Annotated in this window: 12 protein-coding genes; 7 read left to right on the top strand and 5 right to left on the bottom strand. The window is 46.0% G+C overall.

Annotated features, from left to right (window positions below; genetic code table 11):
- Positions 1 to 21 precede the first annotated feature (21 nt).
- From DYB02_RS16905 to DYB02_RS16880, 5 genes are all read right to left on the bottom strand, one after another.
- A complete protein-coding gene (locus tag DYB02_RS16905) occupies positions 22 to 477 on the bottom strand; it encodes a serine protease external chaperone (RefSeq protein ID WP_005463738.1) in 456 nt (151 codons plus the stop codon).
- A 12-nt stretch (positions 478 to 489) separates the two neighbouring features.
- Positions 490 to 2268, bottom strand: a complete 1779-nt coding sequence (locus tag DYB02_RS16900; protein WP_029804115.1) for a S8 family peptidase — start codon at positions 2266 to 2268, stop codon at positions 490 to 492.
- A 281-nt stretch (positions 2269 to 2549) separates the two neighbouring features.
- The gene (locus DYB02_RS16895) at positions 2550 to 2891 is read right to left on the bottom strand and encodes a hypothetical protein (protein ID WP_005463744.1); all 342 of its coding nucleotides are present in this window, start codon (positions 2889 to 2891) and stop codon (positions 2550 to 2552) included.
- Between the two features lie 28 nt (positions 2892 to 2919).
- On the bottom strand, positions 2920 to 4833 hold the full coding sequence (locus tag DYB02_RS16890; RefSeq protein WP_005499080.1) for a tetratricopeptide repeat-containing diguanylate cyclase: 1914 nt from the start codon (positions 4831 to 4833) through the stop codon (positions 2920 to 2922).
- A gap of 625 nt (positions 4834 to 5458) precedes the next feature.
- Entirely contained in the window at positions 5459 to 6715 is a 1257-nt protein-coding gene (locus DYB02_RS16880) for an aromatic amino acid transport family protein (protein WP_025502772.1), read from the bottom strand.
- A gap of 366 nt (positions 6716 to 7081) precedes the next feature.
- Here DYB02_RS16880 and DYB02_RS16875 point away from each other — a divergent pair, with 366 nt between their 5' ends.
- The 7 genes from DYB02_RS16875 to DYB02_RS16835 form a co-directional block, all read left to right on the top strand.
- Positions 7082 to 7516 carry a GNAT family N-acetyltransferase gene (locus tag DYB02_RS16875; protein ID WP_005499071.1) on the top strand — a complete coding sequence of 145 codons (435 nt, stop codon included), beginning with the start codon at positions 7082 to 7084 and terminating at the stop codon, positions 7514 to 7516.
- 308 nt (positions 7517 to 7824) lie between these two features.
- Complete coding sequence (locus DYB02_RS16870) at positions 7825 to 10488, top strand: nitrate reductase (RefSeq protein WP_029853203.1); 2664 nt, start codon at positions 7825 to 7827, stop codon at positions 10486 to 10488.
- Between the two features lie 20 nt (positions 10489 to 10508).
- Positions 10509 to 11414: a uroporphyrinogen-III C-methyltransferase gene (gene cobA / locus DYB02_RS16865; protein WP_029806567.1), complete on the top strand. Its 906-nt coding sequence runs from the start codon at positions 10509 to 10511 to the stop codon at positions 11412 to 11414.
- Positions 11411 to 12364, top strand: a complete 954-nt coding sequence (locus DYB02_RS16860) for a glycosyl transferase family protein (protein WP_025506879.1) — start codon at positions 11411 to 11413, stop codon at positions 12362 to 12364. Before cobA ends, DYB02_RS16860 begins: the two co-directional genes overlap by 4 nt.
- Before the next feature lie 168 nt (positions 12365 to 12532).
- Positions 12533 to 13450 carry a dienelactone hydrolase family protein gene (locus tag DYB02_RS16850; protein WP_169610060.1) on the top strand — a complete coding sequence of 306 codons (918 nt, stop codon included), beginning with the start codon at positions 12533 to 12535 and terminating at the stop codon, positions 13448 to 13450.
- A gap of 63 nt (positions 13451 to 13513) precedes the next feature.
- Entirely contained in the window at positions 13514 to 14095 is a 582-nt protein-coding gene (locus tag DYB02_RS16845; protein WP_029806569.1) for an ANTAR domain-containing response regulator, read from the top strand.
- A 265-nt stretch (positions 14096 to 14360) separates the two neighbouring features.
- On the top strand, positions 14361 to 15489 hold a 1129-nt coding region (locus DYB02_RS16835; protein ID WP_147284179.1), incomplete at its 3' end, for a CmpA/NrtA family ABC transporter substrate-binding protein.

Genomic DNA, 15489 nt, shown 5'->3' with positions numbered 1-15489 from the left:
CCAACTTCTCTTGCTAGAGAATTATTGTGCACGGTATTTACCGCTGTTTAGTTCAATTTTAGACGCTTTGACGCGACTGTCAGCATTCAAGTAATCGCTGATGCTAAGCAAGTCTTGTCCTTCAGAAGCTTTTAGCACCGCAGATTCACCATCTGCAAACACAACGTCTAGCTTTAACTCTTTTGCTACTGCTTTGGCATCAGCGGCGTTGTTTACGGTGATGTAGATAAGTCCCGTCGCTTTAGACACATTGCCAAACGCGTTCTTAAACACCTCGTCACCGGCTTGCAGTTTAACTGCTTCAGAGAGATTGCTCACTGTGTTCGTTTGCACTTTACGATACGCTTCACCATTCACCTCAACTGCATCAGAAGGAACAAACAACTCGGGATTCGGTTGTTGCGACAACTGCGTTTCGGCATAGGCTGCGTTGGCTATTAGTGAAAGAGCCAAAATAGAAAATGTCTGATATTTCATGTGATTGACTCCTTAGTGGCCAAAGATACGCATAGACCAGTTTTTGATAACTCCTGGTTTTGCGTTGTTCGCCATCGGTACATCATAGATAGCGGATGAGTTGAAGTAAGCGATAAATGAGAAGACTTCATCACCGTTTGTATCGATAGCTCTCAGTGTCCATTCACCCTTGGCATTCTCGCCGTAGAATTGGTTAGACAACATCAGTTGGTTTTCGTAACCCGTAATGTTTGGATCAAGAGACTGACCAACAAGGCCGTTACGTGGTGTTTGCAATACGGAGCGAGTGCCTGATGGGGAAACAAGCTCGATTGCCAAATCAGGTAGACGCGAGTGCTCTAGCGTCAGCTGCACCTGTACAGACTCAACGGTAATGTCGTCAGTAATTGCGATGTTTGACGAACCACCAGCAAGGCTTGCATCGGGCACACTGACTTCTGTTGCATTGTTTGCCCACGGTGTGATGATTTGCGCTGGCAGAACATTATTTGTCATGCGAGCGCGTTTCATCGCTTCATCCAAATCAACGGCACCAAAACCATAGAAGGTATGGAAGTTCACGCCAGCCGCGTTTTTCTGCCAAGGTGAGATCGCTTCGTAGCTCACCAACTCACCTTTATTATTGGTAAATTCAAGTTGAACACCCGGATGCTCGGCATCGGTAACGCGTGCGGTTTCTGCCAGCAACGCACGAATATCACGGGCAGATAAAGCGTGGTTGGTTGACATGATAGCGGCGATTGCACCAGAAGTGTTCGGCGCAGCCGATGATGTGCCGTTCATGGTGCTGGTGTAATTACAGTTCGGGTCAAGCTCTGTACCACCGTGTAGACCATTAATACCAAGGCCGTCACTGGTGTTTTGTCCTTCTTCACATCCCATCAGGTCAGTTGTGACCATCGCAGGGAAGTCTTGCCCGTATTCCCCTGCTGGCGCGGCAACCCACACGTTAGCGCCAACAGAAGAGTAACTTGCTCGGGTGCCATCTGCGCGTAGCGCGCTGGTGACAAGGTTGAAGTAGCTTGAGTTGTCGTAAGATTGCGCCGAGTTGTGCATCGGTAAACCTTGGTTTCCGCCTCCCGCGAAGAAATCGCTAGGAAGAACGAAGAATCGTCCAGTGTTGAAATAGCGGTAACCATTCCCCGCAGACTTGACAAACAGTGCACCGCGGCCCCAAGCGTTCGTTTCGCTGACGTTCTGCATGACATCCATTTCAAGCTTGAACTGTGGGTCATTCTCATCAAACGCGATTGGGTTGATCGGACTAAAGCCATAGCTTTGGTTAAATACGCGTACATCTCGCGTTGCTGGGTCCATACCGTGAGAAATTAACCAACCTTCTAATGTTTGGTTTGCAAGCCAGTTAAAACCAACAAGCGAAGAGTGAGAAGCAACGCCGCGTCCACCTTCACCATTGTTACCTACCGCACTAATCAAACCAGCAACGGCAGTACCGTGGCCGTTAGTGTCGACGGGATAACTGGATGGGAATAAAGAGTCTTCAACGAAGTTTCTGCTACCTGTGACTACGTTACCTGCAAGGTCTGGGTGATCGATCTGCACACCAGAATCAATGACCGCAACTTTAACGCCAATACCGGCAATGCCCATGGCTTGCGTAAGTTTGGTGTTTAAGTCATTACCCGCAACAGCAGGGTTTGCTGCGAATGCTGTTTGGCCAGTGTTGTCGAGATGCCATTGTTCTGAATAGAGCGGATCAAACGCCGAGACGGCAGGTGCAAGGCCCACAGCCAACATAGCGGCAAATAGGCGATTAAAGCGTGTTTCCATTTGTGACCTCATGTCTTTGTTTGGAATTTTTGTCCCTGTTCGATACTCCTTTAAACAGGAATGAATAAAACTAGCGGCAAAGAATGAGGACGCAAACTGTTTACAAATTGTTTACGTTGTTTTTTCGACGGACTGCGTAAATTGATGTTAACTCACTGAAGTAAAGGAAGGTTTTGGCTGATCTTGATCATTGTTAGATGTAAAAAAGCAGAAAGTTGGTAAGGACTTTCTGCTTTCTATCTCATCTGTTAGCTAGAGAGAGGTGATAGCTACTACAGTTACTATTTGGTGGAGGCTGGCTGAATGGTTGCCATCGGTTTGCGCGGTGCTGGCTTTTTCTTTGGTAGCACGCTATCGACAAACTTCTCCAAATACCACTTATTCAATTCGTTATCGCACCATTTTTTATTGAGTCCACGGCGGTTGAATTCTGCACCAATCGCGACTTTGGTTTGGTTCGTTGAGCGATTGTAATACAGCGTCTCACAAAGTTGAGTATTGCTCATTTGTTGAGCGTACATGTTCACACTGCTGCTACGCATGCCCATTTGCGACGCTTGTTGATTACTACAAGCGGATAAAACAACAGGTGAAAGCAGGGCGAATATTAATTTTTTCTTCATGGAAGTATCTATTTACTCGTGGACGCCACTAAGACGTCGAGTGAATCTTAAATTGGTTTCTGCCCGCTTGTTTTGCGTCATATAACGCTTGGTCGGCCAAGAAGAACCATTGGTCCCACTCTTGTTTGATGGTTTGGGCTGATAACCTGTCGACCGCACCAAGCGAAATTGTGGCGTTTATTGGCTTAGAGTCAATGATTAATGGCGTATTTTCAATGACATGTCTCAAACGCTCTAGCGATTTCGCACAATCATTTGGATCGTTCACCTCCACCAGCAACACAAATTCTTCACCGCCCCAGCGAATCAGCAGGTCACCTGAGCGAGTGGATTCGTTGAAGATAGAGGCAATGTGCATCAACATTTGATCGCCGATGTCGTGACCATAAGTGTCGTTAAAAGCTTTGAAATGGTCGACATCAAGAACCGCAAGCGCGAAGGTTCTATCTGGAGTGCGGCGGGCCATCTTCTCTAACCATACTTCTAAATAGCGGCGATTGTGAAGGCCAGTCAAAAGATCTGTAGTACTTTCTTGCGTCAGTGCTTTATTGATCTTTTTGACTCGCAAAACATAACGGAAACCCACCACACCAATGGCTGCAATAGCGATAAAGTAGAACATTTCGCGGTAACGTTGCGAGCGCAACTCAGAGGCTTGAAGTGCGTTTTTCGTCTCAAGCAAATTTAACTCTTTCTGAGCCAATTTCGCTTCAAGGTCAAACTTAATGTTGATCATTTCTTCGCCGTGAATGTGCTCAGAAAATTCTTCTTCAAGTGCTCTCAACTGAGACAAATAGCGGAAGGCGGCTTCATAATTTTGCAGCACTTGGTTGGCGTTAACCAAAACCGACAACATATCGATACGCTGTTTTAGCTCAAGCTCATTGGTTGATTTGGTTTGTTCTAGGACGAGGAGAGCGGTTCGAATCGCTTTGTCGTATTGCTTGTCGGCGAGATACGCTTCGGCAAACGCTTCATAGCATGGCATCTTAATGATTTCGATGCCGTCTGGGTTAGGTAACTCAACACAGCGTTGTGCGAGCAGTAGGGCATCGTCTGTTTTACCGATGCTGCTTAGCATTTGAGAAAAGTTGGACAATGAATGATGTTTAATGACATCCGACCCTGTTTGCATTGAGCGTCGAATCGCCTCATGGAAGTAGTATTCGGCCTTCTCACTGTCTCCTAAGCCAAGATGAACAATGCTCAAGTTGGCATAGATTACGCCAATAAAGAAACTGTTGTCGTACTCATATTCACTGCTCTCATATACATCGAGTGCTTGTTTTAGATAGTTGCTTGCGCGATTCCAATCGGAGGAGTCTAAATAGACAGTACCGATGTTGTTAAGTGTCATCGCTACTTGAATCTCAAACACTGTATTTTCAAGTAACTCGTAGGCGGTACGATAATGTTTTAATCCGTTGTGGATTTGGTTACGCGCAATTTCTAAATTTCCCATCCAGCGATAAGCGCGGCCTTGCAGCGCCAGATAGCCAATATCACGAGACTCCCCAATTACATCGTGGAGCAAAAGCTCTGCGTGCCAATCGTCATCCAACTCAATCATTCGAATCGCTTTGTTCAATTTTGCTTCTGCGACAACCCAAGGCATATTGTGTTTTCGACCAAACTCGATCAAATCTGGCATGTCGTCAGGTAGGGGAACACCTTCATAGCGTTCTAAATAAATACGAGCAAAATAGTAGAGGGCGAGCGTTTCGGGCGAAGCATCTTGCGGAACCGTGAGCACATTTTCTTTGATTGAGCGAGGCTTACCCATAGAACGGAAGTAGGTACTCAACATGGGTTGGCTTTCGGGCGAAATGTGTTCTTCGAGATAGATATGTTTATCTGTATTGGCGAAGACATAACCAGTCTGGAAGAAGAGTCCAATCACCGCTAATAGAGCGCAAGACAGCGTTTTAATCGGAAAGTGCATGAGCTTATTAATAAATTGTGATCTCGTTAAGTAGCAGTACTTGCTAAGTCTATCACTTCTTATCTATTAAGTGCTTATGGATTCCCCAAGAATAAGGGAACTTAAGACGAATATAATTGTTTGATTTGTTTTAATTTTTTGATTTATAAAGAAAAGTGCTTTTTATAAGTTGGGAAATAATTTTAATCGCAATATAAGGGAACCGGAGGTTTGGATTGAGAAATAGCGATAATCGGTGAAGATATTTCCATGCGAACTATGTGTGATACTGCTCCCAAAAGTAATTCCGATCTCCAAAAGATGATTTTGGTGTCATAAATATTTAATGTTTGTATGGGTTGTTAAAAAAAATGGATATTCGACATAGTGTTATTAAGCCAAAGTAAATTGGCTGTTCATAACAAACAGGAGATTATTTATGCATAACGAAATGATTCAACCGTCGCACTTCGGCATCATTGCTCGCACTTGTATCGCCTCAGTAGTAATGTTGGCGGGTGTTTTCGCTCTTATTTAGTGGAGTGACGTAAGCTAGATTACGTTTTAGAAAACAAAAGCAAAATTCAGGGAATTACCTTTAGTTGTAAACGGTATTCCCCTGAAAATCACTCAAAGTAACCCCTTCTTAGCTGAGTAAGCTAAAAACCAAAGCACTTACCGCAACAATACCTGTGATCAGAACAAAATAGGTAGAGGGCTTTCCACGATACTGCTTCATCGACTCAATCTTATGTACCGCCAACATCGGCATAATGAACAAGATCATTGCGATAACTGGTCCAGATAACGCTTCCATCATGCCTAAAATACTTGGGTTCATGATTGCTGCAGCCCAAATTGACAAGAAAAGAACCACTACGCTAATACGATCAACACGTGTTTCAGACAAATTTGAGTGCTTTGTGATTAAGCCGTTCAAGCTTTCACGTGCGCCTAAGAAATGACCAAGGAAAGAAGAAGTGATCGCGACAAACGCCACCAAAGGACCAAGTGTTGCGATGAATGGGTTATCCGTTGCGTTTGCAAGGTAAGAGAGTACGGATACGTTTTGCGCTTTTGCCTGTGCAAGTTGCTCTGGCGAAAGTGCTAATACGCACGAGAAAACAAACAATAGTACGAATGCGATAAGCATGATGCTCGTGCGACGTAAAATCAGTTCGGCTTTTGCATCGGCATCATCGCCGTAGTGTCGGCGCTGAACATTGGCAAAGCTAGAGATCGCTGCTGCATGGCTAAACGAGAAAATCACAACAGGAACGGCTAACCACATTGTGCTCGCAAACGCACCCATGTCCGGTGTATCAAGCACGGGCATTGTCCAGTTCGGCATTAAGTAGAATGAGAGGAAAGCGAGAATCGCAACAAGCGGATACACCATAACGGCAAACGCGCGCAGCATCACTTTTTCGCCCGCCATCATAATGGCAATCAAAGCGAACACTAATACGCCCGAAAGTAGCTCGCGTGGTAAGGCTTCCATTCCCGCTTGGTTCACCATAAAGCTGTCTACAGTATTGGTGATGCCCACGCCGTAAATTAACAGGATAGGAAAAATCGATAGGAAATAAAGCAGAGAGATTGAACGTCCCGCTTTTGCGCCAAAGTGTTCTTCAACCACATCAGTAAAGTCGGCATTTTTGATCTTAGAAGACAATACAAAGCGCGCTAAACCTCGGTGGGCGAGGTAAGTCATTGGAAATGCCAAAAACGCCATTGCGACTAGTGGCCAAAACCCACCGATGCCCAAGTTGATTGGCAGAAACAAAATACCGGCACCAACGGCGGTCCCGAATAGGCTAAGTACCCAATGTGTGTCATGTTTTGACCAAGAGGTTGTTGTGTTTAATTCACTAGAATTTAACGTATTTCGAGATTCTTTCACTTAAGACTCGCCTTTATAAAAATAATAATGTGGCGGATGGTATCTGTTTTAGTGATTGTTATCACATCAACTATGTGGTGAATCGTGCTGATAAAAAGACAATTTTGTAAATTATCAAACTATGAATATTTTTAAAAACTAGATTTATATTCTGAATTTTAATGTGTGAATTGAAGTTATTTACCAAATTTTCAATATTTTTTGGTTTTAGATTTTGTGATTAAAATGTGTCCATGGTGGTATTTGCTATGGATGAGGGCAAGGAAAGTGTTCCGCTCCAACTGTTTGAGTTGACAGCAAAAGTTGGGTTTAACGAAGGATTCCTCTATATTGCTGCAAACAAAGGAGTTTAGGAGTGGAGTTGAGATGGACATTTTGTCTGCGCGTAAAGAAGATTTAGCCGCTGTTTATGCTTTAGAAAACAAGTTGTTTGGAGAACATTCGTATCCTCAGTTTTTTATACGACAAGCCTACGATTGTTGGGGTGAAAGCTTGTTAGTCGCAAAGGAAGGAGAAGCAGTTGCTGGTTATGTGCTTTTAACCACCAGCAATGTCGCGAAGCACTATTGGATAATGTCGTTAGCCGTAAATTCGGAATTTCGCGGTCGAGGAATTGCGAGATCGTTAGTTGAACGGGTGATGGCACCTCTGGCCGAAGGTTCTAGTGTTAAACTGACGGTTGATCCTCTCAACCAACCTGCATTGTCTCTCTATCAATCTATGGGTTTTACCGTACTAGAAGAAGAAGCGAATTACTTCGGTGATGAAGAATCCCGCTTGGTAATGGAATTCGTAAAGTAGGCCTGCACAGAAATGAGTCCAATCTGCACTTAAAATGTGCGGATTTAAAAATACCCCGTTCATCATTTTTCATAATGCCTTGTAATTAAAGCATTTTCATTATTGGCACTTTGTTTGCTATTTGTAGAATGTTCATCGTTAACTCGATGACCGCTCTCCAGAGCAGGAGGAGATGCGGGTTAGGGTATTACTTTTTAAAAATGTACTTACAGCGTTAAAGGCATTGCAGCCTCTCCAGTTTGGAGAGGCTTTTTTTTTGCTCGCATGGTTGGGTTTGTAAGTCGCGTTGGTCAATAGCAGGAGGCGTAATGTCGCAAGGATGCAGAAAAACGACCTGTCCTTATTGCGGGGTAGGATGCGGGGTTGAAGTAAACTCAAAAGGAATTATTGGGGACGATAACCATCCTGCGAACGCGGGAGCCTTATGTGTGAAAGGTGTTGCGTTGGCTGAAAGCTTGAACATGCCATCACGCCTTTTGTATCCGAAGCTTGTCACCAAAGAGCGGCCACAAGGTAAAGAAATTCACTGGTCGCAAGCCACAAACATGATTGCTGAAAAGATCCATCAAGCTAAAGCGGAGTTTGGGCCTGATTCCGTCGCGATGTATGTGTCAGGTCAGTTATTAACGGAAGACTATTACGTCGCCAACAAACTCATGAAAGGCTATGTTGGCAGCGCTAACATCGATACTAACTCCCGTTTGTGCATGTCTTCGGCGGTTGCGGCTCATGTACGAGCATTTGGTGAAGATGTCGTTCCTGTCAATTACGATGACATAGATAAGACTGAGCTATTGATAATTTGTGGTGCTAATACCGCTTGGACGCACCCGGTTTTATTTCGACGTATTCAACAAGCGAGAGAGAACAATCCTAATCTCAAGCTGGTGGTCATTGACCCGCGTGAAACGGTCACAGCACAGCAAGCCGATTTGCATCTACCGATTAAAAACGATGGGGATGTGTCTCTTTTTAATGGGCTGCTCAAGTTTCTTATCGAAAAGCAAGGCATTGATTCTCAATACATTCAATCTCATACCGATGGCTTTGATGCGATAGCGAGAGAAGTAACTCAACAACGTTACGATGTCACTAATTTAGCAACTGATGTAGGCGTTTCACAAGACAAACTCACAACGTTTTTCCAATGGTTTGCCCACAGCCCGACTGCGATTACGCTTTTTTGCCAAGGGGTTAACCAAGCCGAAAATGGTGTCGATAAAGGCAATGCGATCATCAATGCGCATTTAGCAACGGGTAAAATTGGCAGGGTGGGCTGTGGCCCGTTTTCCATTACCGGGCAACCTAATGCAATGGGCGGGCGAGAAGTTGGCGGTTTAGCTAATCAATTAGCGGTGCACCGAGGGTTTGATGGCGAATCCATTCAACAAGTACAAGCGTTTTGGGAGTCACCAGAAATCGCTACAAAACCGGGGCTAAAAGTGGTTGAACTGTTTGAAGCGGTTGAGCGTGGTGAGATTAAAGTTCTGTGGATCATGGCGACCAACCCCGTTGTCTCTTTGCCAGACAATCAGTTTGTTAAGAGGGCGCTAGAACGCTGTCCGTTTGTGATTGTCTCGGATATTACCGTAGAGTCGGATGTTGCGCGTTATGCCGACTTGTTGCTTCCGGCGGCTGGATGGGGTGAAAAACAGGGGATGGTGACGAATTCTGAACGTCGGATTTCAAGACAGCGTCAGTTCCAAAACCCTCCCGGCGAGGCAAAATCGGACTGGTGGGCAGTGAGCCAAGTCGGGCAAGCATTATGCACCTTAGAAGAGACAAAGAATGGTTTTGATTTTGACTCTGAACACGAGGTGTTTTGCGAGTACGCTGCCATGACAGGCATGAATACGAAGTCGCCTTTAAAGCTAGATCTGTCTCAATATGCCAATTTGAATGAGCAAGAGTACGAAGAGTGGCAGCCAACCCAATGGGGCGGTGAGCGACCGTTTTCCGATGGCGTGTATTCTCACCCAGATGGTAAAGCGCGGTTTGTAGTAACTCGCGAATCGCCACAGCGTTTAGCCAGAACGAAAGGCTGGTGGCTCAATACGGGTAGACAACGCGACCAATGGCATACCATGACGCGTACAGGGCATATCGCACACCTAGCCGCCTCTGAGTTGGAGCCAACCGTGTACATGAACACGCTCTCTGCCACTCAAAATCGTTTGAAGGCAGGGCAACTCGCGAAACTCTTTCAACCAAGTTCAAATACAAGCATTCATGCCAAAATAGCCATAGACGATGGGCTTGGTTTTCAAGAACTGTTTATGTCAATGCACTGGGCGGGTCGATATGGCGGTGAAAGCAGTGTTAACGCGATAGTAAACAGCGCAAAAGACCCTATTTCCGGGCAACCTGCGTTTAAGTCGTCTTATGTTGAAGTGCAAGACGCAGCGGTAAAAACCTACGGTATGTTCATCGGGACACAGTTTGATTCCAGCAAGTTTCTCTACAGCGCATTTCAAGCAGAAAGTAATTTGGGCATCTGGCGCTTTGCGCACGATAAACGACCAAAAAAGCAGAGTCTTTGTCGAACGGAAAAGAGCCGCAGAATTGCGATAGATATTGCCCAAGGTTGGCTAGCGGTGGATTACGACCTTGTTGGAGACGTTCGTATCATTCGTTCGGTTTTGGTGGTGTCTAGCGAACCGATTCAAACCGACTACACCAACTTTACCGGCTTGATTGGCAAGCCGATGGAGCTATCGCAACTGCTTACCATCACTCAATCGCAAAGCAGCGCCAAACTGATCTGTAGTTGTTTCCGCGTCACCGATAAACAAATACATGACGCGATGGAGAAACAAGACTGTACTTCACTGACCCAACTTCAAAACAAACTCAAATGCGGTACCAACTGTGGTTCGTGCGTTTCTCAAATCAAACAAATGGTCGACAGCCATCAGCGTCAAAAGGGCAAACAGCAAGCGCACCAGCAAAGTCTGGCGATTCAAATAAAGTAAGTCACAAAGAGGATAAGCACATGGAAGCGCCTTATCAAAAGTCTTGGTTTAAGAAAGGACAAGCGGACCAGAGTCAAGAACGCTCGTCTCGCTTTTCTAGGCATGACCAAGCAAGCAAACTGAACAAGCTTTTAGAAGACCAATCCGTAGCTCTCGACGCGAACCACAAAGGTTTTGTCTCGATTGTCGGAGCAGGCCCGCACGATCCAGACTTGTTAACGGTGAAGGCAGTGAAAGCAATTATGTCAGCAGAGGTGCTGCTGTACGACCGTCTGGTTAACAAAGATATTTTGGAGTTGGCTTCGCCGCAAGCCGATTGGATTTACGTGGGAAAACGATGCGGACAACCCAGTATTGGCCAGGAAGAAATCTGCGGTTTAATGGTGTCATTAGCTCAGCAAGGCAAACGTGTTGTTCGGCTGAAAGGAGGCGATCCGTTTGTGTTTGGGCGAGGTGGCGAAGAAGCGTTAGCTCTAGTCAAACATGCGATTCCGTATGAAGTCATCCCCGGTATTACTGCAGCGATTGGTTGTTCCGCAAATAGCTTGATTCCGCTGACTCATCGTGGTATTGCTCGCAGCGTTACCTTTGTAACAGGGCAAGTGGTCACGGGCGCATTTGAGGCTTGGAGCCAACTGATGCAAAGCGGCCAAACATTGGTGTTCTACATGGGATTAGAAAAATCGACAGATATACAAACCGGTTTAATTGGTGCTGGTTTGAACCAAGATTTCCCTGTTGCGATCATCACTCATGGTTGTAGCCCCCAACAGCGAGTGCACGTTACCCAACTCAATCAGCTCAATGAGTTATCGATTACACTCAAAGGCATCAGCCCAGCATTGATTGTGATGGGAGAAGTTGTCAAACTGCGCGAACAACTAATAGAAACCGTACAGTCAGTGACGGAATTCGAGGGAATATGAGCAGCATTTTGGAATGTATCAGAACAGTTGGTCGTGGCGAGCGTGGTAGAAAACCACTTAACTTTGACCAAGCGTTTCGAGTGATGGATGAATACCTAAACGGCGAGTGCGACGACGATCAGATGGCAATGCTGTTGATGCTGATCCGCGTACAGAACGAGACTCAACAAGAAATCGCTGGCTTTGTGAAAGCATTCCAATCCCGCATGCCTGCCATTGGCGCAGACATTGACTGGCCATGTTACGCAGGCAAACGTGAGGCGGCAGGTCAGCCTTGGCACCTGTTGGCAGCGAAAATCCTTGCTGACAACGGTCATAAAGTATTGATGCACGGCTATCACGACCGCCAATCTGGTCGTTTACACGCAGAAGATTACCTCGACAAATTTGCTATCAAGAAAGCGGAATCAGCAGAAGACGCAAAGCGTGTGTTAGAAACACAAAACATCGTGTATCTACCGCTGAGTGCGTTTGCGCCGCAAGCAGAAACCATGATCGGTTGGAAGAATCGTTATGGGCTTAGAACGCCGATTAATACCGTGGTTCGAGCACTGAACCCGGGGCAGGCGACAGTCGGTATTCGTGGTAGCTTCCATCCTGGTTTTCAGCAGCTCCATGCTGAAGTCGAGTGCGAAATTGGCCAAACGGCGCATGCTGTGGTGTCGTTTAAAGGCCAGTCGGGTGAGTCAGAATACAACCCGAAAGTGAGCCAGACAGTATGGCTTAGTCAACCCAGTGGCGTGACATCTCACTACTGGACAGAGCAAATGCTGTCAGAGGTGCCAATGCCTACGGCTTGTCCATTTGGTACAGAAGAAACCGACATGAATCAAATGGCGAACACGGTGTTAGCTACCATAGCGGTTGTCTTGTTTGCTGAAATGCATGACAGAGAACAAGCTTTTGAACGTGCATTTTCGTACTGGGCGTCGTATTGCGCAGCAAACTGATTGCATGACTGCCTAACGATACAAAGTTGTTGGATCGGAATCCTTTATCTATTGTTTGTGTATGCTCGTCAGTGATGAATTTATCACCACAAGTCTCTCTTTGCTGGTTAGCATAAACATCACCATTGCGGTGATGGGTTTACTTTTCGATAAGAAATGAGGACATGGATAATGCTAAAGCACACGACGTCAAGTGAAAAGGCGGCTCACCCCATCCCGCAAGAAGCCTTCGATTGGTACGACGAATACGCGCACGGAAAGATCTCGCGCCGAGAATTTCTTAATCGGCTTGGTGGCCTTGCGGTGCTAGGGTTTAGCATGACCGCACTGGTTGACGCACTGACACCAAATTACGCGCTTGCCGAGCAAGTCTCCTTCAATGATCCTGAAATCAAAGCCACGTACGAAACCTTTTCGTCGCCGAATGGGCATGGTGAAGGGCGTGGTTACTTGGTGATGCCTCAGAAAAAGACCATCAAATCACCAACGGTTTTGGTGATTCATGAAAACCGTGGCCTCAACCCTTACATTAAAGACGTCGCGAGGCGACTAGCGAAAGATGGTTTTATCGCCTTTGCTCCCGATGCTCTCTACCCGTTAGGTGGGTATCCGGGAAATGATGATGAAGGGCGAGCAATGCAAAAAGAGATGGACAGAGCCAAGATTGAGCAAGACTTTATAGCGGCCGCTAAATTTATCAAACAGCACGAACATGGAAACGGCAAGCTTGGCGCGGTTGGTTTCTGTTTTGGTGGTTATGTCGTCAATATGCTGGCGGCAGTTATGCCAAATGAGCTCGATGCAGGCGTACCTTTTTATGGAACACCCGCTGCAGAAGAGATTCAAAAACAAGTGAAAGGCCCATTAATGTTGCATTTCGCAGGGTTGGATAAACGTGTGAATGACACTTGGCCTTCGTACGAGCAGCAGTTGATTGCTTCAGGTGCGAAGTACCAAGCTTTGATGTATGAAAACGTCAATCATGGTTTCCACAACGACTCAACGGCACGTTACGCACCCGAGGAAGCGGCTCTTGCTTGGGAACGTACCTTAGCTTTCTTCAAAGAACATCTCATCGCCAGTTAATCGGAGTTGGCACATTCCTTGTTTTATCTCCTTTAGTGAGTGAGATATTAACAAGGAATGTGCATGACTCAATCAACGTCAAAAACACCCATTATCGTCTGCTGTGACAGCCTTCAAGAGCAAGCTCGATTGTCCGGCTTATTGAGCAAAGATTACGACAACATCATCGGTAGCCAATTGGCACAGCTAGAAACGCTGATACGGAGAGAGCCATCGGCAAGAGTTGTGGTTGGATGGCAGCAGCCAACCGCAGAGCTGCGTTTGATCGTCGATTACTGCCGACAAAAATCGGTACCACTTCTTATCGTGCTAAAGCAACTATCTTCTAATGATATCAATCGGTTATCAAGCCAAATGGATTATGTGTTGATGCCTAATGATACTGAGTTTGCTCTTCAACCTTGGATTGACCACGCAACCTTGGTACGTGAGCGGTTCGAGAGAATGAATTCAGAAATTGAATCGCTGACGAACAAGATTGAAGAGCGAAAGCTGGTGGAAAAAGCCAAAGGCTTATTGATGAAAGTGCACAATGTAGATGAGGAACACGCGTACAAAGCAATGCGAAACTCTGCAATGCAATCGAGTCAAACGCTTACTCAAGTTGCGAAGAACCTGATTACCGCATTGCAACTAATTGATTAACTTCTCTACTACTTTGGAGTTATGGTGAAAATTCTACCGTGGTGCGTGTTGCACTAACAGTAAGCAAATACAATTGTTTGGTAACTAGGGTCAACTCTAATTTGCTGTATTTAAAGTGAAAAATTAGTTGGCACAGTAATTGGATTAGTTAGAACGGGTTTATTGTTGAATCGCTTATCTCAATTATCAATGGCGGTAATTGCAGACTTAGCAACGGCGCTACTGCTCTTCGGAGTAGTAGCGCTTTTTTTATGGGAGCAATCCAATGAAATGGAGTTCGATGCTGAAAGTGTCAGCAATTTCGTTATCGGTAATCACCACGGTTAGCGCAAAGGCAGAGTTGGGTGAGCCAGAAATTGAAGACCTGAAGTTTGGTTTTATTAAGTTAACCGATATGGCGCCGCTAGCGGTTGCCTATGAGCAAGGCTTTTTTGAAGACGAAGGGTTATACGTCACGCTCGAAGCGCAAGCAAACTGGAAAGTGCTGTTGGACCGCGTTATCGATGGTGAACTCGATGGCGCGCATATGCTGGCAGGGCAGCCGTTGGGCGCGACGATTGGTATCGGAACAAAAGCAGAAGTGATTACCGCGTTCAGCATGGATTTGAATGGCAACGCAATCACGGTTTCCAATGACACGTGGGAACAGATGAAGCCACACATACCAAAGCAGCCAGATGGCAAACCTGTACATCCAATCAAAGCGGATTCGTTGGAGCCCGTCGTTGACAGTTATCGCGACAAGGGCAAGTCATTCAATATGGGCATGGTGTTTCCTGTTTCTACTCACAATTACGAGTTGCGTTATTGGCTTGCTGCTGGTGGGATTCATCCAGGTTTTTATGCACCAGACTCAGGCGATAACAGTGGTCAATTGGATGCTGACGTTCTTTTGAGTGTTACACCGCCACCACAAATGCCAGCCACAATGGAAGCGGGCACAATCAAAGGGTACTGCGTCGGCGAACCATGGAACCAGCAAGCCGTATTCAAAGGCATTGGTACGCCAGTCGTGACCGATTACGAAATCTGGAAGAACAATCCAGAGAAAGTGTTTGGTGTGTCCAAAGCATGGGCAGAAAAGAACCCCAACACGCACATTCGTGTCGTGAAAGCCCTGATTCGAGCGGCACATTGGTTGGATGAAAACAACAATGCCAACCGCCAAGAAGCGGTGAAGATGTTGGCGAAGAGCGAGTATGTGGGAGCTGATGCCGATGTTATCGCCAACTCAATGACAGGCACGTTTGAATACGAGAAAGGCGACAAACGAGACGTACCAGACTTCAACGTGTTCTTCCGTCATAACGCCACGTACCCGTACTACAGCGATGCGATTTGGTATCTGACCCAAATGCGCCGCTGGGGACAAATCTCAAGCGAGAAATCCGATG

The organism is Vibrio parahaemolyticus (assembly GCF_900460535.1).
Lineage (GTDB): Bacteria > Pseudomonadota > Gammaproteobacteria > Enterobacterales > Vibrionaceae > Vibrio > Vibrio parahaemolyticus.
The sequence above is the reverse complement of the archived record's forward strand: the minus strand, read 5'-3'. Positions and strand labels throughout refer to the sequence as shown.